The 23,862-nt window shown below is 51.8% G+C and carries 23 protein-coding genes and 1 tRNA gene; 17 read left to right on the top strand and 7 right to left on the bottom strand.

All coding sequences use genetic code 11. The features are described 5' to 3' along the window. Positions 1–3: 3 nt before the first annotated feature. Complete coding sequence (locus BM040_RS20400; RefSeq protein ID WP_245756321.1) at positions 4–972, top strand: septal ring lytic transglycosylase RlpA family protein; 969 nt, start codon at positions 4–6, stop codon at positions 970–972. Positions 973–1,943: 971 nt separating this feature from the next. Here the strand turns inward: BM040_RS20400 and BM040_RS20395 are convergent. The 6 genes from BM040_RS20395 to BM040_RS20370 form a co-directional block, all read right to left on the bottom strand. Continuing rightward, positions 1,944–2,942 (bottom strand): beta-ketoacyl-ACP synthase III, encoded by a 999-nt coding sequence (locus BM040_RS20395; RefSeq protein WP_092105458.1) that lies wholly within the window; start codon positions 2,940–2,942, stop codon positions 1,944–1,946. 146 nt (positions 2,943–3,088) lie between these two features. Continuing rightward, positions 3,089–4,030, bottom strand: a complete 942-nt coding sequence (gene plsX / locus BM040_RS20390; protein WP_092105456.1) for a phosphate acyltransferase PlsX — start codon at positions 4,028–4,030, stop codon at positions 3,089–3,091. 52 nt (positions 4,031–4,082) lie between these two features. Beyond that, complete coding sequence (gene rpmF, locus BM040_RS20385; RefSeq protein WP_073854612.1) at positions 4,083–4,280, bottom strand: 50S ribosomal protein L32; 198 nt, start codon at positions 4,278–4,280, stop codon at positions 4,083–4,085. Between the two features lie 50 nt (positions 4,281–4,330). Beyond that, on the bottom strand, positions 4,331–4,873 hold the full coding sequence (locus BM040_RS20380; RefSeq protein ID WP_092105454.1) for a YceD family protein: 543 nt from the start codon (positions 4,871–4,873) through the stop codon (positions 4,331–4,333). 71 nt (positions 4,874–4,944) lie between these two features. Next, a complete protein-coding gene (gene pdxA, locus BM040_RS20375) occupies positions 4,945–5,967 on the bottom strand; it encodes a 4-hydroxythreonine-4-phosphate dehydrogenase PdxA (RefSeq protein ID WP_092105452.1) in 1,023 nt (340 codons plus the stop codon). A gap of 6 nt (positions 5,968–5,973) precedes the next feature. Continuing rightward, positions 5,974–7,407: a leucyl aminopeptidase family protein gene (locus BM040_RS20370; protein ID WP_092105450.1), complete on the bottom strand. Its 1,434-nt coding sequence runs from the start codon at positions 7,405–7,407 to the stop codon at positions 5,974–5,976. A gap of 159 nt (positions 7,408–7,566) precedes the next feature. On the opposite strand from BM040_RS20370, the gene rsmA reads away from it, so the two are divergent. From rsmA to BM040_RS20340, 6 genes are all read left to right on the top strand, one after another. Beyond that, entirely contained in the window at positions 7,567–8,352 is a 786-nt protein-coding gene (rsmA, locus tag BM040_RS20365) for a 16S rRNA (adenine(1518)-N(6)/adenine(1519)-N(6))-dimethyltransferase RsmA (protein WP_092105448.1), read from the top strand. A 1-nt stretch (position 8,353) separates the two neighbouring features. Beyond that, entirely contained in the window at positions 8,354–9,706 is a 1,353-nt protein-coding gene (gene mgtE, locus BM040_RS20360; RefSeq protein ID WP_092105446.1) for a magnesium transporter, read from the top strand. 91 nt (positions 9,707–9,797) lie between these two features. Further along, positions 9,798–10,184: a hypothetical protein gene (locus BM040_RS20355; RefSeq protein ID WP_139217861.1), complete on the top strand. Its 387-nt coding sequence runs from the start codon at positions 9,798–9,800 to the stop codon at positions 10,182–10,184. 112 nt (positions 10,185–10,296) lie between these two features. Beyond that, the gene (locus BM040_RS20350) at positions 10,297–11,250 is read left to right on the top strand and encodes an NAD(P)-dependent oxidoreductase (protein ID WP_245756320.1); all 954 of its coding nucleotides are present in this window, start codon (positions 10,297–10,299) and stop codon (positions 11,248–11,250) included. A 296-nt stretch (positions 11,251–11,546) separates the two neighbouring features. Next, positions 11,547–12,020, top strand: a complete 474-nt coding sequence (gene greA / locus BM040_RS20345; RefSeq protein WP_092105440.1) for a transcription elongation factor GreA — start codon at positions 11,547–11,549, stop codon at positions 12,018–12,020. 2 nt (positions 12,021–12,022) lie between these two features. After that, positions 12,023–12,424 carry an HIT family protein gene (locus BM040_RS20340; RefSeq protein ID WP_092105437.1) on the top strand — a complete coding sequence of 134 codons (402 nt, stop codon included), beginning with the start codon at positions 12,023–12,025 and terminating at the stop codon, positions 12,422–12,424. Positions 12,425–13,200: 776 nt separating this feature from the next. Here the strand turns inward: BM040_RS20340 and ruvC are convergent. Then, entirely contained in the window at positions 13,201–13,773 is a 573-nt protein-coding gene (ruvC, locus tag BM040_RS20335) for a crossover junction endodeoxyribonuclease RuvC (RefSeq protein WP_092105434.1), read from the bottom strand. A 53-nt stretch (positions 13,774–13,826) separates the two neighbouring features. Here ruvC and BM040_RS20330 point away from each other — a divergent pair, with 53 nt between their 5' ends. The 10 genes from BM040_RS20330 (at position 13,827) to BM040_RS20275 (ending at position 23,706) form a co-directional block, all read left to right on the top strand. Beyond that, complete coding sequence (locus BM040_RS20330) at positions 13,827–14,786, top strand: lysylphosphatidylglycerol synthase domain-containing protein (RefSeq protein WP_245756319.1); 960 nt, start codon at positions 13,827–13,829, stop codon at positions 14,784–14,786. Positions 14,787–14,857: 71 nt separating this feature from the next. Next, positions 14,858–15,931: a glycosyltransferase gene (locus tag BM040_RS20325; RefSeq protein WP_245756318.1), complete on the top strand. Its 1,074-nt coding sequence runs from the start codon at positions 14,858–14,860 to the stop codon at positions 15,929–15,931. Beyond that, the gene (locus BM040_RS20320; protein ID WP_092105428.1) at positions 15,912–16,169 is read left to right on the top strand and encodes a hypothetical protein; all 258 of its coding nucleotides are present in this window, start codon (positions 15,912–15,914) and stop codon (positions 16,167–16,169) included. The genes BM040_RS20325 and BM040_RS20320 overlap by 20 nt, the downstream gene beginning before the upstream one ends. 461 nt (positions 16,170–16,630) lie before the next feature. Next, on the top strand, positions 16,631–17,860 hold the full coding sequence (locus BM040_RS20310; RefSeq protein WP_092105424.1) for a PP2C family protein-serine/threonine phosphatase: 1,230 nt from the start codon (positions 16,631–16,633) through the stop codon (positions 17,858–17,860). Between the two features lie 73 nt (positions 17,861–17,933). Beyond that, positions 17,934–18,563 carry a polysaccharide deacetylase family protein gene (locus BM040_RS20305; RefSeq protein ID WP_245756317.1) on the top strand — a complete coding sequence of 210 codons (630 nt, stop codon included), beginning with the start codon at positions 17,934–17,936 and terminating at the stop codon, positions 18,561–18,563. Further along, the gene (locus BM040_RS20300) at positions 18,560–19,651 is read left to right on the top strand and encodes a glycosyltransferase (RefSeq protein ID WP_092105422.1); all 1,092 of its coding nucleotides are present in this window, start codon (positions 18,560–18,562) and stop codon (positions 19,649–19,651) included. Before BM040_RS20305 ends, BM040_RS20300 begins: the two co-directional genes overlap by 4 nt. A 271-nt stretch (positions 19,652–19,922) precedes the next feature. Further along, complete coding sequence (locus BM040_RS20295) at positions 19,923–20,690, top strand: TatD family hydrolase (RefSeq protein ID WP_092105420.1); 768 nt, start codon at positions 19,923–19,925, stop codon at positions 20,688–20,690. Between the two features lies 1 nt (position 20,691). Beyond that, positions 20,692–21,762 (top strand): asparaginase, encoded by a 1,071-nt coding sequence (locus tag BM040_RS20290; RefSeq protein ID WP_092105417.1) that lies wholly within the window; start codon positions 20,692–20,694, stop codon positions 21,760–21,762. Between the two features lie 67 nt (positions 21,763–21,829). Further along, positions 21,830–21,917: transfer RNA gene (locus BM040_RS20285), tRNA-Ser, on the top strand. 559 nt (positions 21,918–22,476) lie between these two features. Beyond that, on the top strand, positions 22,477–23,706 hold the full coding sequence (locus tag BM040_RS20275; protein ID WP_092105413.1) for a T9SS type A sorting domain-containing protein: 1,230 nt from the start codon (positions 22,477–22,479) through the stop codon (positions 23,704–23,706). The last annotated feature ends 156 nt before the right edge of the window (positions 23,707–23,862 follow it).

The following is a 23,862-nucleotide window of genomic DNA, read 5'->3' as shown; positions in this document are numbered from 1 at the left end:
CTTATGTTACGAACTTTATTACTTTCCCTTGTAGCAGTGCCTGTACTTTCCCTTTCGGCTAATGCTCTGGACCTCAGTGCTGTGCGCGATTCTGTGGGCATAGAACGTAAGAACGGGAAGCTGTTTGTGCAGCACAAAGTGGAACCTAAGGAAACACTATATGCGCTCTCCCGCAAGTATGGAGTGCCTGTTGCGCAGATCGTGGAGGCTAACCCGAGTGTGCAGAGTTCCATAAGGATTGGCGAGGTTGTGCTGATTCCGCGCGGCTATACTTCCGTAACGGCTTCGGCTCCTGCCACCAGTACTACCAATGCCCCTGCAGCCAGCAACCGCACCTATACGGTAAACAGCATCGGCAACAAGCTGCATAAAGTGGAGCCAAAGCAGACGCTGTACTCTGTGTCGCGCATGTATGGCATATCGGTAGAGAACCTGAGGTTCTGGAACAAGCTACCTGACAATACCATCGAGATTGGTCAGGAGCTGATTGTAGGAATAGGGGAGCCTTCGCCTACGCAAAAGCCAGTTTACGTGCCGGAACGGGATGATGAAATGAGCAGGAGCACAGATGCCTCTGCTGTTGCCTCTGCCGGACCAGCCACTCCTTCTGCGTCTGTAACTCCAACGCCGGTAACCGTTACCATTAAGGAGCGCGTGGATGAGGAAGAGCCGGAAGCGGATGCCTCAGCCGCTGGCATGAACAAGATGATCGAAACAGGCATGGCCGAGTCGATAGATTCTAAAACCATTGATACGAACAAGTACCTGGCTCTGCACAAAACCGCTCCGGTGGGCACCATCATGCAGGTTAAAAACGTGGTGAACGGCCAGGTGGTGTATGTACGTGTTATCGGCAAACTGCCTGAAACCTCAGAGAACGACAAAGTGATTGTACGCCTGTCTAAGAAGGCTTACCAGAAGCTTGATGCCTCAGACCCACGCTTCAGGGTAGAGCTGTCTTACATGCCATAAGTTGTAGCAAAGTATAAAGTAAAAAAGGGGTAGGTAGCTTCACGCTGCCTACCCCTTTTTTAATCTGCTACGTGGTGCTATACTTTGCATCAAGCTGCTCTCGACAGCAAAGAGCCTGCGATATTGCTTTCAACTGAAGGCCTTGAAGTATCCGGAGGTCCCAAGAGTATCTAATGCAGTGCCGGGTCCAACCACCCCTACCCCTCCTTGTCTAAGGAGGGGAGTCTGTGATTACGATGGCTGAAGTATAAGTTTCGTAGTTGCTGTCCTTACGCGGACAGGTCGCGACCTGTCCCTACAACGTATAAACCCACCCCAGCCCCTCCCAGGAGGGGAATTCTCTGCTAACGATTACATCCCCCTGCCCCCTTTAAAGGGGGACTTGGCTAAAGCTCCGTTAGCCATGGCTATTGATTCTGTTCCCAGCCTTTGGGTTGAGCGCCTCGAGAGGTTCCGGTGCCCGTGAGGGCATTGCGACGTCAGGAGCAAAGGAAGCGAAAGCAGCGCGATGCCCGAAGGCGAGCCCTCTCGGGCATGAGAGCACCAAAGCTAAAGGTGAAACGATAGGTATGTTAGTCTGGAGGAAGAACGGCAACTAGCAAGGATAGCTTGGTTCAAGAGGAAGGAAGCAGCGGCTATAGAAGTTTAACCCGGCAATTATAAAGTATAGCTAAAGTATAGAGTATGGCTTTTCAAGCCAATCGAGTATGAGATTCGACCCTATAAAAAGGCACGAGTTGCAAACTCGCGCCAGCGAAGGATGTTATTTCTGCTTCGTTCAGTGATAACGCAAAAGCTAGCCTTTAAGCGAGTATGGAGACTCGCACCCACTGTCCGTCACCGGTTAGATACCGGCGCCAGAAACTATACTTTAAACTCACACTGCAGCTCTCTTATCTGCATAAGCTCAATTAAAAAAAGCGACCCTGTTTCCAGAGCCGCCTTTACATTATCTATATTTTATACCTGTCTTACTTCGGATCGTAGGCCCACTTCAGGTAAATGGCGCCCCAGGTAAAGCCTCCGCCGAATGCGGCCAGGACGATGTTATCGCCCTTCTTCAGCTGGCTCTCATACTCCCACAGGCAAAGCGGAATGGTGCCGCTGGTGGTGTTGCCATACTTTTGGATGTTGAGCATCACCTTCTCGCTGCTCAGGCCCATGCGGTTGGCCGTAGCCTCTATGATGCGCTTGTTTGCCTGGTGTGGTACCAGCCATGCCACATCCTCTCCGGTCAGGTGGTTGCGCTCCATGATCTCAGCTGAAACGTCTGCCATGCCCTTTACAGCGAATTTAAACACCTGCTGGCCCTCTTGGAAGGCATAGTGCTCGCGTGCCTGCACGGTCTCGATAGTGGCTGGTTTACGGCTGCCACCGGCCTTCATGTGCAGGAACTGCGCGCCTGTTCCGTCAGACTTCAGGATAGAATCCTGGATGCCCAGTCCTTCGGTGTTTGGCTCCAGCATCACCGCGCCACCTCCGTCGCCGAAGATAATACAGGTAGCACGATCAGTGTAGTCAACAATGGAAGACATCTTGTCGGCACCTACTACGATTACCTTCTTGTACTGTCCGGACTCGATGAACTTGGAGCCAGTGGCCAGTGCGAAAAGGAAGCCGGAGCAGGCTGCCTGCAGGTCGTAACCGAAAGCGTTCACAGCACCTACCTCAGCGGTAATCAGGTTGGCCGTAGCCGGGAAAACCATGTCCGGGGTGGTGGTGGCACAGATAAGCAGGTCTACTTCCTCTGGCCTTGTATTCGTTTTTTTGAGCAGTTCTCTTACTGCCGGCACTGCTATGTGCGATGTACCTTTGCCCTCGCCCTTCAGGATGCGCCTCTCTTTGATACCAGTTCGTGACGTGATCCACTCATCGTTCGTTTCAACCATCGTCTCAAGCTCCTTGTTGGTGAGCACGTAGTCTGGTACATAGCCACTTACACCTGTAATGGCAGCAGTAATCTTACTCATTTGTCAATTCGGTTAAGGTGATAAAGATTAAGGCAGGCAATTTAATAAAAAAAACTTGGCATCACCCTGTCAGTTTCTTTAAAAAGAATCTTTAGACAGCTGATGCCAAGTTTGAAAACGCCTTTTACAGCTACGAAGCTGCTATGTTATGCGCTGTAGTTTTTCTTGAAGCGCTCCCATACTTTAGAAGAGATCATTTTCTGGGCCTGCAGCACCATGTTGCATATGGCAACCGGGCTGGATACGCCGTGGCCAATCACCACGTTTCCGTTCACTCCCAGAATCGGGCTTCCGCCTTCCGCTTCGTAGTTAAACTTTTCGAAGAAAGGATCTTTCATGCCTTTCTCGTGCAGGATGTCGTAGATCGACTCAGCCATTTTCAGGATAATGTTGCCTGTGTAGCCGTCGCACACGATCACGTCTGCCTTGTCATTAAACAGATCTCGCCCCTCGATGTTGCCGATAAAGTTGATATTGGCATTGGCCTTCAGGCGCTGGTAGGTCGCCTGAATAACGGTTGTGCCTTTACCTTCTTCCTCACCCAGGTTCATCAGGCCCACCTTTGGGTTCTGAATGTCGAGTACATACTTGGCGTAGATAGAGCCTAGTTCGCCAAACTGCTCCAGCACTTCCGGCTTGCAGTCGGCGTTTGCCCCCACGTCAAGTATAATACCATACCCACCGCTCAGCTTCGGAACGAAGTTGGCGATAGGAGGCCTCAGAATTCCCTCGATTGCTTTTACGCTGAACATGGCTCCAACTAGCATGGCTCCGGTATTTCCTGCGCTGCAGAAAGCGTCCGCCTTCTGCATTTTCATCATACCAAAACCTACTGCTATGCTCGAGTCGGGCTTTTGCGTCAGGGCCTTGGTGGGGTGTTCCCCCATCTCAATTACCTGGCTGGCGTTTACGACAGTAATATTGCTGCCCGTGTACCCATATTCCTTGAGTAGACCATTAACCACATCCTCCTTGCCAATCAGCACGATGGTTGCGCTTTTGTCTATCTCCTGCGCGGCCAATACAGCACCCTTCACAATGGCTTCAGGTGCATAATCACCGCCCATGGCGTCTAAAGCGATTCTCATTTACGGGGGTGTTTAGAAATTATACGGAACTATAATTTAAAGCAGCGGGTGCTTACTGGGCGTTCGTTGTATAATTTTTAATAGCCAGCTTGCCTTTGTGGTACAGGTCGCCATCTACCACGTACGCGTGGTGGAACAGGTGTGGCGTGTCTGTAGTTGGGCAGATGGCAATAGCTTTCTCAGAAAGGCCTTGGTGAGTTCTTCTCTTATCTCTTCTGGTCTTCGAAATCTTGCGTTTAGGATGTGCCATTTTTAGTTAATGATTTACTTACGTTTATACTTTATACTTCTGAATTTCTGTTAGTTAAGGTTTCGGAGGGCATCCCAGCGCGGGTCTGTATCGTCCTCGTCGTCATCCTCGTCTGTGCCGGCATCGGTTCGGGAAGTATAGATCAGGATGTCCTGGTCGTTTGCTTCCTCTTCCTCGTCTTCCTCCACAAAGCGGGGGTGCAGCTTCTTCATTGGCAGCGACAGCCCGATATAATCGTAGAGGTGCTGCGCAATGTTGATTGTCTGCGTGTTTGGCGTTATCTGCCACAGGTCATCGTCCAGTTCCGCGTTCTCCTCACCGTATTTGATGCGGAACGTGGCCTGCACATCCACCGGATGGTCAAACTCCTCCAGGCTTCTGTCGCAGGTCAGGCGCACGTGGCCTGTAATGTCGAAGTGGAAGGTAAGCAGCGACTCTGTCTTATCCAGCTCCACATCTGCCTTCAGCTTGCCGCCAAGTATAATTTCCTTGCCGAACTCCTCAAAAAAGTCGTCGTTCAGCGTAAACTCATACTTGTGTGTGCGGTTGCTGAGCTTGGCAATGCCGATCTCGTAATCTTTTAGCTTCTTCACACCAATCGACTCTTTATTGCAAGGTTGCAAAATTAGAACATAATTCTGATAAATAAAATACCCCGCCTTAATTATAGTGCAGGATTTGCCTCCAACTGGCGCTTGCGAATAATGTCGCAGGCAAGGAACAACGCCTCCCGGAAAGAGGTTTCATTCGCAATGTGCTTTGCTGCAATATCATAGGCGGTGCCGTGGTCAGGGGAGGTGCGCACAATAGGCAGTCCGGCCGTATAGTTCACGCCGCTCTCAAAGGCCAATGTTTTAAACGGAATCAGCCCCTGGTCGTGGTACATGGCCAGCACGGCGTCCACTTGCCTGTACTGCTGCATCCCGAAGAAGCCATCGGCCGGGAACGGGCCGAACACCAGGTGCCCGCGCTCCTTCATCTGCATGATGGTGGGGCGGATGATCTCCATGTCCTCGGTGCCCAGCAAACCGTTTTCGCCGGCGTGCGGGTTGAGGCCTAGCACTGCGATGCGCGGCTTCAGAATACCAAAGTCGTTGCGCAGCGATTGCTGCAGGATAGTGAGCTTGCGGATAAGCAGCTGCTCAGTGATTCTGTCTGAAACATCCTTTAGCGGCATGTGCCCGGTTACAGTGGCAACGCGCAAATCGCCGCTCACAAGCAGCATCAGGCTCTCGGGGGCGTCAAAGTAGGAGGTCAGGAACTCGGTGTGGCCTGGGAACTGGAACTCCTCGCTCTGGATGTTGTCCTTGTCGATAGGGGCCGTTACCAATCCGTCCAGAAAACCGGCTTTCAAATCTCTGGAAGCTGCCAGCAGCGAGTCCAGGGAGGCCTTGCCTGATTCCGGGGTAGGGGTGCCGGGGGTGTACTCCAAGTCCTGATCCCAGCAGGAAATAAGGTTTACCTTGCGGGGTGACAGCGCCTGTACCGAATCTACTTGCTGGTAGTTGAAGTGCTCGGAGTGCAGCGCCTTGCGTACTTTGTTAAGTATAGCTGCCGACCCGTAGATGACAGGGGTGCAGTAATTCAGGATGCGGTTATCGGACAGTGTCTTCACGACTACCTCCGGCCCGATGCCGTTGGTGTCGCCAATGCTGATGCCTAATTTAACTTTATACTTGTTGTCCATGTGTGCTTATCGTGCCAGTGCGCTTAGGTAGTTGTAAACAAGGCGAACGCAGGTGCCTGTGGCCAATTTGCCGCGGTAGGAGTCCTCGCTCAGCAGGTAAGCCGTGCCGGCAATATCAAAGTGTACCCAAGGGTAGCTCGTGAAAACTTCCAGGAACTTGCCAGCCGTGATGGCCCCGGCGTCCACGCCGCCAATGTTCTTCAGGTCAGCCACGTCAGATTCCAGTTGCTTTTTATACTCATCCCACAGCGGAAACTCCACCAAACGCTCATGCACTTCCTCGCCGGCTTTCTTCAGGGCGCCCATCACCTCGTCGCCGGCGGTGCCCATCACTACAGAAGCCTCTTTGCCGATGGCGCGCAGGGCGGCTCCGGTAAGGGTGGCGAAATCCAGTACGAGTGCAGGGTTATACTTTTTGGCAAAGCAAAGGGCATCGGCCAGTATAAGGCGTCCTTCGGCGTCGGTGTTCAGTACCTCCACCGTCATGCCGTTAAACATGGTGATCACGTCGCCAGGAGCTACCGCCTGCCCGCCGGGGCGGTTGTCGGTGGCGGGAACCAGGCCAATCACGTGCAGGGGCAGCTTATTTTTGGCCACGGCGTAAAGTATACCGGCCACGGCAGCGGCGCCAGCCATGTCAGACTTCATGTAGTCCATCGAGTTTGGCGTTGGCTTCAGGCTCAGGCCGCCGGTGTCGTACACCACGCCTTTGCCCACGAGCACGTAGGGCTGCGTGTTGGTGGCGTTTTCCGGCTTCCACTCCATAATGGTAAAGGTGGCCGGTTCCTCGCTGCCCTGGTTCACGGCCAGCAGGCCGCCCATCTTCAGCGACTGTATTTGCAACTCGTCGAGCACCTCGGTCTTGAAGCCAGCTTCGTTTCCTAGCTCCACGAACTGCTCGCCCAACTGCGTGGCGGTCTGGTGGCTGTGGGGCTCGTTTACCAGGTCGCGGATCTTCAGCACGACCTCCAGCACATGGGCCAGTTCCTGCACCTGTTGCTCCGTTACCTGCGCGTCGGCAACCGTTATACTTTGCAGCGGACTTGGCTTGGTATCCTTGGTTTTATGCTTCAGGTAAGTATAGTTGCTCAGGTAAATGCCCTCGGCTAAGTATAAACTGGCACCTGTTCCTGTTTTATCCAGCAGGGTGATGTGCGCTACTTTATCGGATTTGAGTTGCTTCAGCAACGCATGGCCCGCCTGGCGGATAGCTTCCTTGCGCAGGCTCTCCGTTTTTGCCTCGGGGGCCACCACCACGTACACGCGGTGAGAGTAGCGGTTGAGCAGGATGAGCTTTGCCTCCTGATCCACCTGCTGCTGCACATAAGCCTGCTCCTCGGGCTGCAGTTCCGGCAGCTGCGCCGCCTTACCGGCCTCTACCAAAAGGGCCAGGTCGGTGTTTTTTGCGGAGCTTGTATCGTATTTAAGTTGCGTTGGCATGTCTGGTTCGTATCTTTGAAGCTGCAATATAGTAAGTATAAAACGTAATGCGAAAACCGGAACCTGACGGGTAGTTTACCGGAATTGCATCCAATTAAAGTATAACGGTTTTGGGCGGAAAAGTATGCTTACCGACCGAAAAACCATAAGCAACAGAACGTGAGCGACGTAAGACCCAAGAAGCACCTGGGCCAGCATTTCCTGGTAGACCAGAACATTGCCCAGAAGATAGTGGCGCAACTCACGCTGCCCGGCGGCGTGCAGGATGTACTCGAAATTGGCCCCGGCATGGGCGTGCTTACGCAGTACCTGTTGCAGCACCCGGAATACCGTACCACGGTGGTGGACATCGACCGGGAATCGATTGCTTACCTGCAGCAGCACTTTCCGCAGCTGGGCAACCGCATCATCTCCGCCGACTTCCTTAAAACCGACCTGAGCACGCTCTTTCCGGGCAAGTTTGCCATTATCGGAAATTTCCCTTATAATATATCCAGCCAGATATTTTTTAAAGTGCTGGAGCACCGCGATGTGGTGCCGGAGGTGGTGTGCATGATACAGAAGGAGGTGGCCGAGCGCATTGCCGCGCCTCCGGGCTCCAAAACCTACGGCATCCTGAGTGTGCTGCTGCAGGCTTTTTATACCATCGACTACAAGTTTACGGTGGGGGAGAAGGTGTTTAACCCGCCCCCAAAGGTGAAGTCGGCCGTGATAAGCCTGGTGCGCAACCAGGTGGAGCGCCTGGCCTGCGACGAGAAACTTTTCCAGCAGGTGGTGAAATTAAGTTTTGGAACCCGCCGCAAGACGCTGCGTAACTCCCTCCGAAGTTATAACTTGCCACCCGAAGTGCAGGCGCAGCCCGTTTTCGACAAACGCGCCGAGCAGCTTTCGGTGCAGGACTTTGTGGAGTTGACCCAACTGATTGAGCAGAATATAAAGCAATAGTATGCAGGTAGAGATCACACGTGAGTATATTGAGCAGGTAGAGGAAGCCATTGAACGCCAGGACCGGGAGTTTATCCTGAGTACCATGGATGAGATGCACCCGGCCGATATCATCACGGTGCTCTACGAACTGGACGCGAACGAATCGCGCTATGTGCTGGACCAGCTGCCAGCCGAAATCGGCGCCGAAATCCTCAGCGACCTCGACAACGACATCCGCAGCGAGTTCCTCGATAAGTTCACCAGCGAGGAGATTGCCCGCTATATCAACCTGATGCACTCCGACGATGCGGTGGACATCCTCAACGAGCAGTCGGTGCAGCGGCGGGAAGAAGTTATCGCGCACATCGATAACAACGAGCAGGCTGCCGCCATCCTGGACCTGCTGCACTACGAGGAGGATTGCGCCGGCGGTTTGATGGCCAAAGAGCTTATTAAGGTGAACCTGAACTGGCGCGTGCGGCAGTGTATTGAGGAGGTGCGCCGGCAGGCCGAGCGGGTGGCCCGTATCTATACCGTGTATGTGGTGGATGATCGTGACAAGCTGCTGGGGCGCGTCAGCGTGAAGCGCCTGCTGCTGTCCAAGGACGACACGCAGGTAAAGGATATTTACAGCGAAGATGTTATCTGGATTGAGTCTTACAAGAGTGAGAACGAGGTAGTGAACATGATGCAGCGCTACGACCTGGAGGCCATTCCGGTGGTAAACATACAGGGGCGCCTGCTGGGTCGCATCACCATCGACGACGTAGTGGACGTGATGCAGGAACAGGCCGAACTTAGCCGCCAGCTCATGACCGGTATTACCGAGAACGTGGAGGAGGACGACAGCGTGCTGCGTATCTCGCGCGCACGCCTGCCCTGGCTGATTATTGGCATGGTGGGCGGCCTGCTGGCGGCGCACTTTATGGGTTTCTATGAGGATGACATCGCCCTGCTGCCGGCCATCGCGCTGTTTGTACCGCTCATCACGGCTACGGGCGGTAACGTGGGCATTCAGTCCTCTTCTATCATCATCCAGACGCTTTCCTCCAACGAGGTGATGTTTGATAACATTGCCCAGCGTATGCTGAAGGTGTTTTTGGTAGCCTTGCTGAACGCCTTTATCATCTCCATACTTGTTTTTTCGGCCACGTACCTCTTTAAGCAGGATTTCACCTTGGCTATGGTGGTGTCGGTGGCGCTGTTTTCGGTAGTCATGCTGGCTTCGCTGATGGGCACCATCACCCCGATGATCCTCGACAGGTTTGGCATTAACCCGGCCGTGGCAGCGGGACCCTTTATCACTACCGCCAACGACCTATTGGGCCTTGCCATCTACTTTGGCGTGGCGCATCTGCTGTATAGTTTGTAGGTATACTTAATTTAAATTCATGGGCAAAGCTTTGCTCCTTATTGCTGCTTCCCTGATGGTGTTGAGCTGCCAACCTAAACTTGACAATAGAATGATAAATAAAGAATATCAATTTAAGGAAGGTCAAGTTTGGGAATACGAAACAAGGATAGGTGAAGAGTCCTCAAAATTAACAATTCTCAAAGTTGAGGAGTACCCAAGGGGCCAAGTAGTAGTACACATTGCGATAGACAATGTAAACATAAAAAGCCCCACAAGCGAGGACAGCATTGTAACTTCTATTGAGCATCTACCATTTGATTTGGAGGCGCTGGAAAAAAGTGTGACAAAGAAGATTACGGATAACCAGCCTATTCCTGATTTTAAAGATGGATATGAGGTATGGAAACTGTTCTTTGACGAGGGAGACGCTGGTGTATTCTCAACTTCTGTGAAAGAAGCTGTTGCATATACCGAAGAGACAATGGAGCAGGAGTAGTAAAAAAACATAGTATAACCTTTACAGGCTCCATATTTCGGCTACGCCTCTCCTCAGCCTGTACTAACCGGTTTACGAGTAACATTTAACGAATAACCAACAAATATCATCCGTGTCTACGAAACCTTCTACATCCAGCGTATTGATTATTGACGAAATCCACCCGAGCATTTTTCCGATGCTGGAAAGTATAGGCGTGGAAGCGGATTACCGGCCGGATATAAAACCAGAGGAGGTGCCAGAGGCGCTTCAGGGCTTTGACGGGCTGATCGTGCGGAGTAAAATGCGCATCACGGCAGACACACTGGCGCAGGCCGATAAGCTAAAGTATGTGGCCAGAGCCGGGGCAGGGGTGGACAACATCGATCAGCAGGCGCTGCAGGAGCGCGGCGTTATACTTCTTGCAGCCAACGAGGGCAACAGCCAGGCCGTGGGCGAGTTTACTGTGGGGCTGCTGGTGTCGCTGCTGCGCAATGTATCGAGGAGCCACAGCCAGGTGCAGCAGAAAGTATGGCTGCGCGAGGAAAACCGAGGGGAGGAGATCAGTGGCAAAACAATCGGCATCATCGGCTTTGGAAACATGGGGCAGAGCTTTGCACGGACCGTTTCTGGTTTCGGCTGTCGCTTGCTGGCCTACGACCGCTATGCACCCGAGAAAATTAACCTGCCAGTGGAACGTGTGTCGCTGGAGCAGCTGCAGGAAGAGGCCGACATTGTGAGCCTGCACATCCCCTTTATTCAGGAGAACCTGCGCTTTGCCAACGATGCTTTCTTCAGTGCTTTCCGCAAGCCTATCTGGTTTCTGAACACCTCGCGCGGCGAGGTGGTGGACCAGCAGGCGCTGGTGCGGCACCTGCAGTCCGGAAGTATAAAAGGCGCGGCCCTGGATGTGCTGGAGAATGAGAAGCTCCATACCTTAACGGCTCAGCAGCAACAGGATTTCGACTACCTGGCCTCGGCCCCCAATGTCATCCTCACGCCGCACATTGCCGGCTGGACACACGAATCCTACGTGAAGATAAACGAGGTGCTGGTGCAGAAAATAGGGCAGGTGCTGGCAAGCTGATTTCGTTGCTTGTTTCTTACAGAGCAGGGGCAGTATAAAATTTTGACCGGAAAAAATTTGGGTAGTGTATCATAAATATTTTTATCTTTGCTTTAGATGCGCACCGTGAGGGAGGAGCCCTGCGGGAATCGAAAATACAAGAATCAGGCTTATGCTAAACTCGGCACCTCTATAGAAAGTATGGAGCGGCCACCCTGGAAAAGAATTAAATAAGTAACATATTTAGCAAGAAGAACGGTTATGCAAGCCATAGCCGTTCTTTTTGTTTTTGTGTTTTAAAACGTGAAAACCGAATTATGAGCAAAATCAACTATTACACTGCTGAAGGGCTGCAAAAGCTGAAAGATGAGCTGGCAGAGCTAAAGACAAAGGGCCGTGCCGAGGTGGCGCGCCAACTGGCGGAGGCACGCGACAAAGGTGACTTGAGCGAGAATGCTGAGTATGATGCGGCCAAGGACGCGCAGGGCCACCTGGAGCTGAAGATCGCCAAGATGGAGGAGATTGTAGGCAACGCGCGCCTGATCGACGAGTCGAACCTGGACACGAGCAAGGCGCTGATTCTCTCCAAGGTGAAAATCAAAAACCTGAAGAACAACATGGTCGTTGATTATACTTTGGTAGCAGAGGAAGAGGCCGACCTGGCCGCCGGAAAAATCTCTGTGAAGTCGCCGATTGGCAAAGGCCTGCTGGGCAAATCCGTAGGTGATAAAGCTGAGATAACGGTGCCTGCCGGCAAGTTGCAGTTTGAGATACTTGAAATAAGCCGATAAACATGGAAGCTTCGATATTTACCAAGATTGTAAACGGGGAGATACCTGCCTACAAACTAGCGGAAGACGACCGCTACCTGGCCTTCCTGGACGTGTTCCCGACCACCAAGGGCCATACGTTAGTAATACCGAAGCAACAAATCGATTACATCTTCGACCTGGACGACGAGCTGTACCTGGGCCTGATGGCCTTCGCCAAGAAAGTGGCGGCAGCGGTGGAGAAGGTAGTGCCGTGCAAGCGCATTGGCGTGGCAGTGGTGGGCATAGAGGTGCCCCACGCACACGTACACCTTATCCCGCTCAACAGCATGCAGGACATGAATTTTGGCAACAAAAAGCAGTTCAGCAAAGAAGAGTTTGAAGAAGTAGCCCAAAAAATCAGAGCGGCTTACGACGCTTCATAGCAGACATCTGGAAAGAAAATTAGCAAGAGCCGGTGCGAAAGTACCGGCTCTTTTGGTTTAGGTTGGTTTGCTGTTGCAGCGCTATTTAAGGTAATAGGATTTAGTTACTGCTATCTGCGTGTGGGGGAGTTTCTAATGTACCAGGTCCAACCACCCCTAACCCCTCCTTATCAAAGGAGGGGAATTTCTGTTAACGATTATACCCCTATGGTCCCCTCAAGGGGACAGTTTATACTTGTTGCATAGCTAAGGCAGCGGCTATCGATTCTATTCCCAGCCTTTGGGTTGAGCGCCTCGAGAGGTTCCGGTGACGAGCGAGAGCGAGGCATTGCGACGCCAGGAGCAAAGGAAGCGAAAGCAGCGCGATGCCCGAAGGCGAGGCCTCCCGGCCTAGGAGGGCAGAAAGTTAGAGATGAAACGAGACGTTTGTGGGGCTGGAGGATGAGCCGCAGCTAGCAAGAATAACTTGGTTCAAGTGGAGGAAAGCGGTGGCTAAGTAAGTATAAATCGGCAAGTATAAAAGTATAGCAAAGTACGAAGTATGGCTTTTCAACCCGGTTGGGTTACAAACCCAACACCATAGTTAGGCACGGGCTGCAAGCCCGCGCCAGCGGCGGGAAGTATAAACCAGCAAGTATAGAAGTATAAATCGTAAGTATAAAAGTATGACTTACGCGGATTTGGAAATCCGCAGCAGAAGTGGTTCCGGACAAGGATGTCCGGAACAGCAGGAGCTTTGAAGTATAAGCTGAAGTATAAAATATAACAGCAAACCCCTACTTACTCGCTAATCGATCCGGATTATCCGCCAGAAAACTTTTCCACGACTTGCCGCCTTGCTTGGCGTTATTGCCTTTTTGGTAATGGTGGCAAAGCGCCACACCCAGGGCGTCGGTGGCGTCGAGTAGCTTGGGTACTTCCTGGATCTTGAGGATCTGCATCAGCATGGCCGCCACCTGTTCTTTGGAGGCGTTTCCGTTGCCGGTGATGGACTGCTTTATCTTCTTGGGGGCGTATTCCACGTAAGGGATGTCGCGGGAGAGGGCGGCGGCAATGGCCACGCCCTGGGCCCGGCCCAGCTTCAGCATACTTTGCACGTTGGTGCCGTAGAAAGGTGACTCGATGGCCAGCTCGTCGGGCAGGTACTCGTCGATGAGCTGTATCATCCGGTCAAAAATTTTCTTTAACTTGATGGCGTGGTTGCTGTAGCTTTTGAGGTGGATAACGCCAAACTGCAGCACCTGCACCTTAGTACCAGTCACTTCTATCAAGCCATAGCCCATAACCCGCGTGCCGGGGTCAATGCCAAGAATGAGTTTGCTGGGTGGAAGTGCAGTGGAGTAAGCCATAGGGTGCAAAAATAGACATTATCTTGAACATTAAGCGGCATAAAAAATTCCTTTTGCTCCTGGCAAAGTCGCTGGTGGTGGGGCTCACGCTGTTCCTGCTCTACCAGGCTATCTTCACCGCACCCGATACATTCCTGAGTTGGGGACACATTCTGACGCAGGCTGGGCAGAGCCCGCTGCGCTACCTGCTTCTGCTTACAGCCTTGCTCATACCCGTTAACTGGGGTTTTGAGGCACTCAAATGGCAGCTGCTGGGGCAGAAGCTGGAGCCTATGTCGTTCGGGCAAGCCTACCGCGCCGTGATGGTAGGGCTCACGCTAGGCTTCATCACCCCCAACCGCCTCGGCGACTATGCCGGGCGCGTGCTCGAGCTTAGGAGCCGGCAGCGGCTGGAAGCCATCGGAGCGATCTTCATCGGCAGGTTCTGCCAGTTGGTGGCCACCGTGCTGGCCGGCTCAGGCGGACTGCTATACTTTATACTTGCTTTCGGCTGGCAGGAGTACCCGGCGGTTGCTCTTAGCTTATTTATACTTTTGCTCACCCTTTGCGTAGCCATGCTCTTGTTGCTCTATAATGCCAAAGCTATGGTGGCCGTGGTGGCTGCCATTAAACCACTGCGCCCCTTCGTGCCTTATCTGTCCATCATGGGGACCTATACTTCCGGGGAGATGACGCGGCTGCTGTGGCTCTCGCTGGGGCGCTATGCTGTGTTTCTGGTGCAGTTTATACTGCTGCTCATACTCTTCGAGGTACGACTCAGCCCACTGCAATACCTGAGTGGAGTGTCGGGTACCTTCTTCCTTAAATCAGTGGTGCCGTCGGTCAGTCTGATTTCAGATTTAGGGGTGCGGGAGCTGTCGGCGATGTACCTGTTCGGGCTGCTCGGGCAGGAGAGGTTACAGGTGCTCAGCGCCAGCCTTAGCCTGTGGTTACTCAACATTGCTGTGCCCAGCGTGGTGGGTTTATACTTTGTGCTGCGGATGCGGCTGGCGCGGAAAGGAGTGCCGGCATGAGGTGGCTGCTGCTGTTTTCAGTTCTTTGGTACAGTTGGATTATTCTGAGGAGGTGGCTTGCCTGGAGGCGCATGCCTGTTACCGCACCGCCGGCTGCTTTTCAGCCCTCCACCGCCATCACCGTTATCATACCTGTCCGGAACGAGGCGGAGAATATCCTGCACCTGCTGCGCGATTTGGAGCGCCAGCGTTACCCCCGTGAGTTGCTGGAAGTGCTGGTAATTGACGACCACTCCGACGATGAGACAGCCACCCTGGTGGAGGAGTTTATACTTGCATCCGGTCTTCAAGCCAAGTATCTCCAGTTAGAAAATTATGTAAAGTATAAAGGCAAAAAGGCGGCCGTGCAGGTAGGGGTGGAGCAGGCGCGCGGCGAGCTGCTGGTGTTCACCGACGGTGACTGCCGGGTGGGACCGGAGTGGCTACGCAGTTATGCTTTCGTTTACGAAACAGAACAGCCATACTTTATCAGCGGACCCGTGAGTTTCCACAACACGCACACGCATTTCGAACGGATGCAGCTGGTGGAGTTCTCCAGCCTGATTGGGATAGGGGGAGCTTCTATTGCCCTAGGCCAGCCGAACATGTGCAACGGGGCCAACCTGGCTTACCGCAAGGACATTTTTGAGCGGGTAGGCGGCTTTGCCGGCAACGAAACCATTGCCAGCGGCGACGATGAGTTCCTGCTGCACAAGGTGCACCAAGCATTTCCGGAGCGGGTAAAGTTTCTGAAATCACCTGAAGCTATAATTTATACTTCGGCGCGTAAAACTCTGATTTCCTTTGTGCAGCAGCGAGTAAGGTGGGCCAGTAAATGGAAATTTTACCAAAACCTGCCGGTGCAGCTGGTGGCGTTGAGCGTGTTCCTCGTAAACCTGCTGCTGTTCCTGGCTATTCCAGCGGTGCTTTGGGGGAACCTGCCTGCCTGGGCCTTTTTACTGGCTTATCTTACCAAGTTTGCCGTCGATTTCTTATTTTTAAGAGAGATAACCAATTTTCTACAGGCACGCCGTTTCCTTTGGTACTTCCTGCCGCTGCAGTTCGTATACACACCTTACGTGCTGATTACGGCTGTTTGGGGCCTTTGGGGACGCTATCACTGGAAAGGACGAACCATCAAAACCTATGAGCGACAACGAGTTTGACATTCTGGATGAGTTATACTTTGTAACCCCCTATGCAGATCTGAAGAGCACCCTTTCTTTAACTGACGAAGAGCTATGCGCTGCTTTACAAGTGCTTATCAGGAAAGGGTATGTCAAGATATTCTACCCGGACCCCGACACAGAGCTGGAATATGACGAGGCAGGGTTTAGCAAACACTGCCAGCAGTATGCTTTCCTGGCCACCAAGGCTGGTCTAATTGTGCATAACTCCATCTAATCTTCCGCCTTTTCGCAGTAACTGCTTTTCTGTTTGATTGTCAGGCAAGTATAGGAAGCGACCTTTCTGCTAAGTACCGACAGAGGATTAGTGTAGCTGTGGGAACGTGCTAAAAAACGCCCTAAGTAAATGTTTGATTATTTGCCATGTTCCATCTGATTATCAATGTATTATTGGAAACAGGTAAAAAGATGCGGAGCGAAGGTGCTGCAGAGAGGGGAAAAAGCACGTATAAGTATGCCGGCGGATGTCCTTGGTGCAGTGAAAGCTGGACCAACTATACTTGTACAGCAGGCTTGGCCCAGATGGCTGAGGAGAAGCTCAGTTTTAACCGGAAATATGCCAAAGCTGCTCTTTTTTTTATACTTTTACGTTGTACAAGCATGGGCTTCCGGTGTCTGCGTTGGCACCCTGGGCGGCGGGAGGCGCTGTACTGAGAACATTAAAAACCCGAACCTCAAATGCCTGATATAAACGTACCGAGTCCACAGCCACAGCAGGAGCTAAACCTGAAGAAGCTGGAGTTATCGGCGCTGCTGGAGATAACGCAGGCAATTAACGCCAACCTGCCCGAGGCTGCCCTATACAAGATATACCGTTTCACGCTGCTGGCTCAGTTAGGGATCAAGCGGCTGACGCTGTTTGTACACGACGATCAGTGGAAGTGTGAGATCTGTTCCGGTACCGATATGGACTTCTCCAGAGCGAGTTTGCCAGAAGAGATACTAGCCCTGAAGGAGATCACCAAAGTATCAAAACTGCCGGTGGAGAAGAAGTGGCGTTGCTTCGATATCGTAATCCCGATTTTGCACAATGGCAAGGTGCTGGCCTTCGTGATGATCGGTAAGATCGAGAAGTACTCCAGCAACCTGGACGCCCTGAACTTTATCCAGACGGTGAGTAATATTATGCTCGTGGCGATCGAAAACCACCGCATGGCCCGCCAGCGACTGGCCCAGGAATCCATCCGCCGCGAGATAGAGATTGCCCGCGAGGTGCAGTCGATGCTGTTCCCCAAGAGCCTGCCCAACGACAAGGATGTGGTCATTCATGCGAGCTATATTCCGCACTCCTCCATCGGGGGCGACTACTACGACTTCGTTGAAATAGACGCCGACAACTTCCTGTTCTGTGTGGCCGACGTGTCGGGAAAGGGTGTGCCTGCCTCGTTGCTGATGTCTAACTTCCAGGCCGGCCTACGCACTATCCTGCGCCAGAGCGCCGACCTGAACACTGTGGTATCGGAGCTCAACAACCTGATTTTCCGTAATGCCATCGCGGAGAAGTTCGTCACTACCTTTGTGGCGCTTTACAACCGCCGTACCCGGGAGCTGAGCTATGTAAATGCCGGCCACAACGCGCCCATCCTGCTCTACGAAGACAACACCCATACTTTGCTGAACGACGGCTGTACCATGCTAGGGGTGTTTGATGTGTTGCCGTTTTTGAATGTGGGCAAAGTGCAGGTGCCGCCTAAATCCGTTTTGCTGTGCTATACCGATGGCCTTACGGAGGTGTTTGACGAGGATGAGGCCGAGTTTGGCATCGAGGGGACGATCCACTTCATGAAGCGTAACCGCTACCTGAGCTCCAAAATGCTGCACCTGGAGTTGCTCCGCGAAATCAACCTCTACAACGAGGAGGCCAACTTCAACGATGACATCACGCTGCTCTCGTGCCGGTTTAAGTAATAAATTGCTAATTGTTGATTGTTTATTTGCAATCACGTTATTTATAGGTATACCCAAACAATTAACAATCAAATTGCTCCGCCTCTACAAAACACCCACGCTGCTTAAGAAACTAATGCCCGGTTATACCTGGCACCGCGAGGAGGCGGACAAGATGCTATACCTTACCTTCGATGATGGGCCGATTCCGGAGGTTACGCCCTGGGTGCTGGAGGTGCTGGCGAAGTATAAGGCCCGGGCAACTTTCTTTTGTGTGGGGGAAAATGTGGCTAAGCATACGGAGTTGGCGCGGCAGGTACTAAAGCAGGGGCACCGGCTGGCAAATCATACTTTTAACCACCTGAAAGGCTGGCAAACGCCGCTGCAAACGTATGTAGAGAATACCGAGAGATGCCAGCAGGTGCTTGAAAAGCTGCAGCCAGAGGCTACTAAAATGTTCCGACCGCCTTACGGGCGCATTACCGGCCGGCAGGCGCAGGCGCTGCGTCAAAAGTATGAGCTGGTGATGTGGGACGTGCTCACCAACGACTACGACCAATCCCTGGCGCCTGAGGTGTGCCTGCGGCAAAGTATAAAAAGCACCCAAAGCGGCAGCATCATCGTATTCCACGACAGCCTGAAGGCGCAGCGCAACCTGGAGTATGCCCTGCCGCGGTACCTAGAGCATTTCACCAGCCTGGGCTATACTTTCCGGACCCTATGATCTTCTCGGTAGCCTATTTTATACTTTACTTCTCGCTCTTCCTGGTGCTGCTGGCGCTGCTGGTGTTCAACCGCAAAAGTTATACTCTCAGGCTGAAGGAGCAGCCCGCGGTTAGCATCCTGATTGCCGCCCGCAACGAGGAGCATACCATCCTGCGCTGCCTGCAGGCCATCGGGGCGCTGGATTACCCTAAGGACAAAATTGAGGTCCTCATCGGCGACGATGCCTCCACCGACAACACGCGCGCCGTGGTGGAAGCCTTTATCCTGGGTAAGCCGCATTATACGTGCATTTCCATCACCCATACCTTGGGCAAGGCCAGGGGCAAGGCCAATGTGCTGGCCCATCTGGCCAAACATGCCACTACCGACTTCTTTTTCTACACCGATGCCGACATTGCCGTGCCGCCGCAGTGGATAAAGGCCATGCTCTCGGGACTCGAAGATAAGGTAGGCGTGGTAACAGGTATCACCACCACCGAGGGCAAGAGCCTCTTTGCCCGGCTGCAAACCTTGGACTGGCTCTACTCGCTGGGGCTGATGCAGGTGGTGTCGGATGTGGGGCTGCGGGTGACGACCATGGGCAACAACATGCTGCTGCGCCGGCAGGCCTACGAGCAGGTGGGCGGCTATGAAAGTATAGATTTCTCCGTGACGGAGGACATCGCCATCTTCAACCAGGTGCTCAGGCGAGGCTGGGGCTTCCGCAATATCTACGACCAACATGTGCTGGCGCTCTCTACGCCGGCTTCCACCTTTACGGATTTCCTGCAGCAGCGCCGCCGCTGGATGCGTGGCTCGATGCACCTGCCGGTGTACATGGCTGTCATCTTTATACTTTACTCGGCCTACTATCCCGTGCTGCTGCCGTTCTTTGCCTATACTTCGGTGGGGGTGATGCTGGCCATCTTTGGCTTCAAACTGCTGCTGCAAAGCGTTTTCCTGCATCTCTGCCTCCGCCGCCTGGGTCGGAGCGCCCGCTGGTACCTTTACCCACTCTTTGAGCTCTACATGCTCATCTCCATGATTATCCTCATCCTATACTTCTTTCTGCCTGTCAAAATCAGCTGGAAGGGGAGAAAATATTAAGAGTTAGAGAGTTGAGGAGTTAGAGAGTTTGGGAGTTGTATAGACGCAATGCCTTGCGGCTTTTTAATTAGAAAGTTAAAAGGTTAAAAAGTTAGAAAGTATAAATTCCCTTCTACAAAGGTGTAAGGAGTGGTTTGACAATGTGCTCTCATCCATCTAACAATGCAGCTTTATAGCCATTCCAAAGCCATAAAATACCTAACTTGCAGGTACAAATTAGAAGTAGTACCATCATTGATTGCTGATCAATGTTAACTGATAAATGTCAAAAATGAATTTAGTTGATTCGCACGCGCATATATATTCCGAAAAGTTTAACGCCGACAGGGCTGAGGCGGTGGAGCGCTCGCGGCAAGAGGGGGTGAATAAAATCTACATGCCCAACATCGACCATACCTCCATTGACGCCATGCTGGAGGCTGAGGAGAAGTATAAAGGCACTTGCATCCCGATGATGGGCCTGCATCCAACCTCGGTGGACAAGGATTTTGAGCGGGAGCTGTACCTGGTGGAGGAGTGGCTGGGCAAGCGCGAGTTTGCAGCCGTAGGAGAGTGCGGCATCGACCTGTACTGGGACAAGACGTTTCTGCCTCAGCAGCAGGAGGCCCTGAAGGTGCAGGTGGAGCTGGCCAAAAAGTATAAACTGCCCATCGTGCTGCACACCCGCGACTCGTTTAACGAAACCTATGACATCATTGCCGCTGCACAGGACGGCTCTTTGAAAGGTATCTTCCACTGCTTCAGCGGTACTGTAGAGGAAGCTGAAAAAGTAAAGGATCTGGGCTTTCTGATGGGCATTGGTGGTGTGGCTACCTTTAAGAACGGCGGCTTGGACAACGTGCTGCCGCACGTGCAGCTCGAGAACGTGGTATTGGAAACCGACTGCCCTTACCTGGCGCCCACGCCGCACCGCGGCAAGCGCAACGAGCCGGTATACCTGCCCCTGATTGCGAAGCGCGTAGCCGAACTGATGCAAAAGCCGGTGGAAGAAGTAGCGGAGAAAACCACGGCCAATGCCTTAACCCTTTTCAAACTATAGCATGCAGGTTGTAAAAGTAGACATAGATACCGCCGCGCCGCTTAATCCGGAGGCCTCCATACTTATCATATACACAGGTGGTACCGTGGGAATGGTGTTCGACGAAAAGGAGAAGCACCTGGTGCCCTTCAACTTCTCACAGATTGTGGACCACGTGCCCGAGCTACGGCAGTTTAACTATCTGCTCACGGTACTAAGTATAGAGCCTGCCCTGGACTCTTCCAACGTGTCGGTGCAGGACTGGTTGATGCTGGCCCGGCTTATTGGGGAGAATTATGAGAAGTATGACGGCTTTGTGGTGCTGCACGGCACCGATACGATGGCTTACTCCGCCTCTGCCTTGAGCTATTTGCTGGAGAACCTGCAGAAACCGGTCGTTTTTACCGGCGCCCAGGTGCCCATTGGCCGTATCCGCACCGATGCCCGCGAGAACCTGATTACTGCCTTGCAGATTGCGGCCACCAAAAAGGATGGAAAGAGCGTGGTGCCCGAAGTATGCATCTATTTCCGTAACCTGTTGCTGCGTGGCAACCGCTCCAAAAAAGTGGAGAGCAGCCATTTTGACGCCTTCAAATCCGGTAATTACCCACCCCTGGCCGAAACAGGTATTGACATAGAGTATAGCTACGAGCACATCCTACTGCATCCGCAGCAGCCCTTTAAGGTACACCATACTTTAAACGATAAGGTGGCCATCCTGAAGCTGTTTCCGGGCATTACACCGCAGGTAGTACAAAGTATACTGCAGGCGCCGGGGCTGCAGGGGCTGGTGTTGGAAACGTTTGGTTCGGGCAATGCCCCTACAAAAGACTGGTTCCTCGATCTGTTGCGTGAGGCCGTGTACCGTGGTATCCTTATTTTGAATGTATCGCAGTGCGATGAGGGGCGCGTAGACCAGGGCCGCTATGAAACAAGCAAGCACCTGCTGAACATGGGCGTGGTAGGAGGGGCCGACATCAGCACCGAAGCGGCTATCTCCAAACTGATGTATGTGCTGGCGCAAGAGGGACTTAGCCATCCGGAGCGCGTAGAGTTGCTGCAGCAGGACCTGCGCGGCGAGATAACTTTGTAAAAAGTATGCGATAACTATACTTGCAGATATGCTTTTTTTTGGCGTATATTTGCAACTCGATTAACAAAGAGAGTTGTCCGAGTGGTTGAAGGAGCACGCCTGGAAAGTGTGTATACCTCAAAAGGGTATCGAGGGTTCGAATCCCTCACTCTCTGCAAAGCAAAAGCCCCAAATAGCTATAAATCAGCGTTTTGGGGCTTTTTTATTTTAAGTTTCGTCAAGTTTTAGTCAAAACTTTAGATTTAAACATCATGTTGTGCAATTCAATGGGTACCCGCTATTAGACTTCTATAGTGTGAACCTACTGCTTTTGCGAACCTAATCGAAGACCTTTTGGCTATCATGTATATAGGTGACTTGACATCGCTCTTTAGTTGTCACAAGCCATCTAGTCCCTGAGTAATGACTCTTACTTTGCCTCTGCCGAACCTCTCCGTAAGTCCATCGATTATTTGCATCAGTTTCGCATGCTTGATTCTGTCTACCATGTCCAGCAGTTCGAATTGAATCTGGTTCTCTGGGGCTATCTCAGTTGCCACCACTACAGACTTATTGTAGAAGTACCCTGCCATATAGTTTTTTTCAGTGCTGTGCTCGTGTAATGAAATAGGACAGGAATTAGAAAGCTGTGGTGCAGAGATAATCATGAAATGGATATAAACATAAGAATATGTATATATTTGTATTTTGTGATTTTAATCGTTCATATATAGCATGCAAAGAATTCTACTTCTGTTATTACTTGTCTTTACTAGTTTAGCTGTTGAAGCGCAGAGTACTATCTCACAGGTTAACTTCAATTCAAGCTCAGATTTAACTAATAATTTCTCTGATAGGAGCAATGCCGTGCCAACATTGTTTACCTATTCTACTGTGAATGGTGTTGGTAATTCAGGAGCCTTAGTTCCTCCAAACACTGTTTCATGGGGTAACGATGTGATAGTGTATAATAAGAGCTACTCATCAAGTACACAAGACACATTGAAGTTAAGTATCGCATTTAAGTACAAGCGTGCAAATGTGAACCCCAATGATTTTCAGCGCCCGGTCGCTTTCTTCCTGCGTAGCAGTAATAACCGTGATATAAGCTTCTACTTGAACATCATTCCCCACACAAATAATGTAGAGCTGGCAGTTACGTCCTATAATTATGCGCAGGGTACAGTGATACCACTTCAAGATAACAACTGGTATACCGTCGAAGCAGTGTTCATCCCAAGGGGCGGCAACTTCGGTGATGAGGTGTTCGCAGCGACAAGAGTGTACCACATCGGAGAGAATGGCACAGCCGCCCCAAAACTACTCGGCGCTCACAAAGCTCAGATATATGACATCGGTCTGGCAACGACAGAAAAGTTTGATATCCAGTTGTCAGGAGCCAAGTGGGGTGGGGCAGAGTACCTTGATAACTTTTCCATCAGTGGAAAGGAGCGTTGCTTGACTGAGAGGTTCGAGGAGGGCAGAATTGTGCAGAATCAGTGTTTTGAGCTGAATGGACAACAGTATTGCGAGCCGGGTCAGTTTACGCAAAGCACTGTTGACGAGAATGGGTGTGTAAACTTAACTCATATCACCCTCTACAAAACATATGTAGATACCACCTACGTTACCGTGACCGATACTACTTATGTTACTGTTACCGATACGTTAGTGATAAATACTACAGTCACAGGCATTGATGATGAAGCGATGAGTAACATAGTGAAAGTGTTCCCGAATCCGGCTCACGATGCGGTCCACTTTGACTTTGGAGAGTATAAAACACTTGCCAATCACAAACTGGTTATCTATGACATGACCGGACAGGTAAAATACGAGGCGGTTATAAATTCTAAGTCAGGCAGTGTGGAGCTACACCAGTTAGGTGCCAAAGGAACATACATCATTCGTCTCATTAATGCTGAGGGTAAACAGATAGCCACTAAGAAACTGATAGTTCGGTAAGATAACTATACGTATATAGTATAAGGAACTTGTAGTTTCCACTGTCATCTTTGCCTTTTAGGGCAGTATCTAATTAACTGTGTAAATGGAGGTTTGGGCGCAAGTTCGGACCTTTTTTATTAACTTCCATAACCATTCACACAGCGATGATAAGCA

Origin of the sequence: Pontibacter chinhatensis (assembly GCF_900113285.1) — a bacterium.
GTDB lineage: Bacteria > Bacteroidota > Bacteroidia > Cytophagales > Hymenobacteraceae > Pontibacter > Pontibacter chinhatensis.
The sequence above is the reverse complement of the archived record's forward strand: the minus strand, read 5'-3'. Positions and strand labels throughout refer to the sequence as shown.

What these genes read in the sequence shown, in the direction of transcription:
- BM040_RS20400 (WP_245756321.1), top strand. Translation starts at nt 4, where the DNA reads ATGTTACGAACTTTATTACTTTCCCTTGTAGCAGTGCCTGTACTTTCC.
- BM040_RS20395 (WP_092105458.1), bottom strand. Translation starts at nt 2,942, where the DNA reads ATGAGTAAGATTACTGCTGCCATTACAGGTGTAAGTGGCTATGTACCA.
- plsX (WP_092105456.1), bottom strand. Translation starts at nt 4,030, where the DNA reads ATGAGAATCGCTTTAGACGCCATGGGCGGTGATTATGCACCTGAAGCC.
- rpmF (WP_073854612.1), bottom strand. Translation starts at nt 4,280, where the DNA reads ATGGCACATCCTAAACGCAAGATTTCGAAGACCAGAAGAGATAAGAGA.
- pdxA (WP_092105452.1), bottom strand. Translation starts at nt 5,967, where the DNA reads ATGGACAACAAGTATAAAGTTAAATTAGGCATCAGCATTGGCGACACC.
- BM040_RS20370 (WP_092105450.1), bottom strand. Translation starts at nt 7,407, where the DNA reads ATGCCAACGCAACTTAAATACGATACAAGCTCCGCAAAAAACACCGAC.
- mgtE (WP_092105446.1), top strand. Translation starts at nt 8,354, where the DNA reads ATGCAGGTAGAGATCACACGTGAGTATATTGAGCAGGTAGAGGAAGCC.
- BM040_RS20355 (WP_139217861.1), top strand. Translation starts at nt 9,798, where the DNA reads ATGATAAATAAAGAATATCAATTTAAGGAAGGTCAAGTTTGGGAATAC.
- greA (WP_092105440.1), top strand. Translation starts at nt 11,547, where the DNA reads ATGAGCAAAATCAACTATTACACTGCTGAAGGGCTGCAAAAGCTGAAA.
- BM040_RS20340 (WP_092105437.1), top strand. Translation starts at nt 12,023, where the DNA reads ATGGAAGCTTCGATATTTACCAAGATTGTAAACGGGGAGATACCTGCC.
- ruvC (WP_092105434.1), bottom strand. Translation starts at nt 13,773, where the DNA reads ATGGCTTACTCCACTGCACTTCCACCCAGCAAACTCATTCTTGGCATT.
- BM040_RS20325 (WP_245756318.1), top strand. Translation starts at nt 14,858, where the DNA reads ATGCCTGTTACCGCACCGCCGGCTGCTTTTCAGCCCTCCACCGCCATC.
- BM040_RS20320 (WP_092105428.1), top strand. Translation starts at nt 15,912, where the DNA reads ATGAGCGACAACGAGTTTGACATTCTGGATGAGTTATACTTTGTAACC.
- BM040_RS20310 (WP_092105424.1), top strand. Translation starts at nt 16,631, where the DNA reads ATGCCTGATATAAACGTACCGAGTCCACAGCCACAGCAGGAGCTAAAC.
- BM040_RS20300 (WP_092105422.1), top strand. Translation starts at nt 18,560, where the DNA reads ATGATCTTCTCGGTAGCCTATTTTATACTTTACTTCTCGCTCTTCCTG.
- BM040_RS20295 (WP_092105420.1), top strand. Translation starts at nt 19,923, where the DNA reads ATGAATTTAGTTGATTCGCACGCGCATATATATTCCGAAAAGTTTAAC.
- BM040_RS20290 (WP_092105417.1), top strand. Translation starts at nt 20,692, where the DNA reads ATGCAGGTTGTAAAAGTAGACATAGATACCGCCGCGCCGCTTAATCCG.
- BM040_RS20275 (WP_092105413.1), top strand. Translation starts at nt 22,477, where the DNA reads ATGCAAAGAATTCTACTTCTGTTATTACTTGTCTTTACTAGTTTAGCT.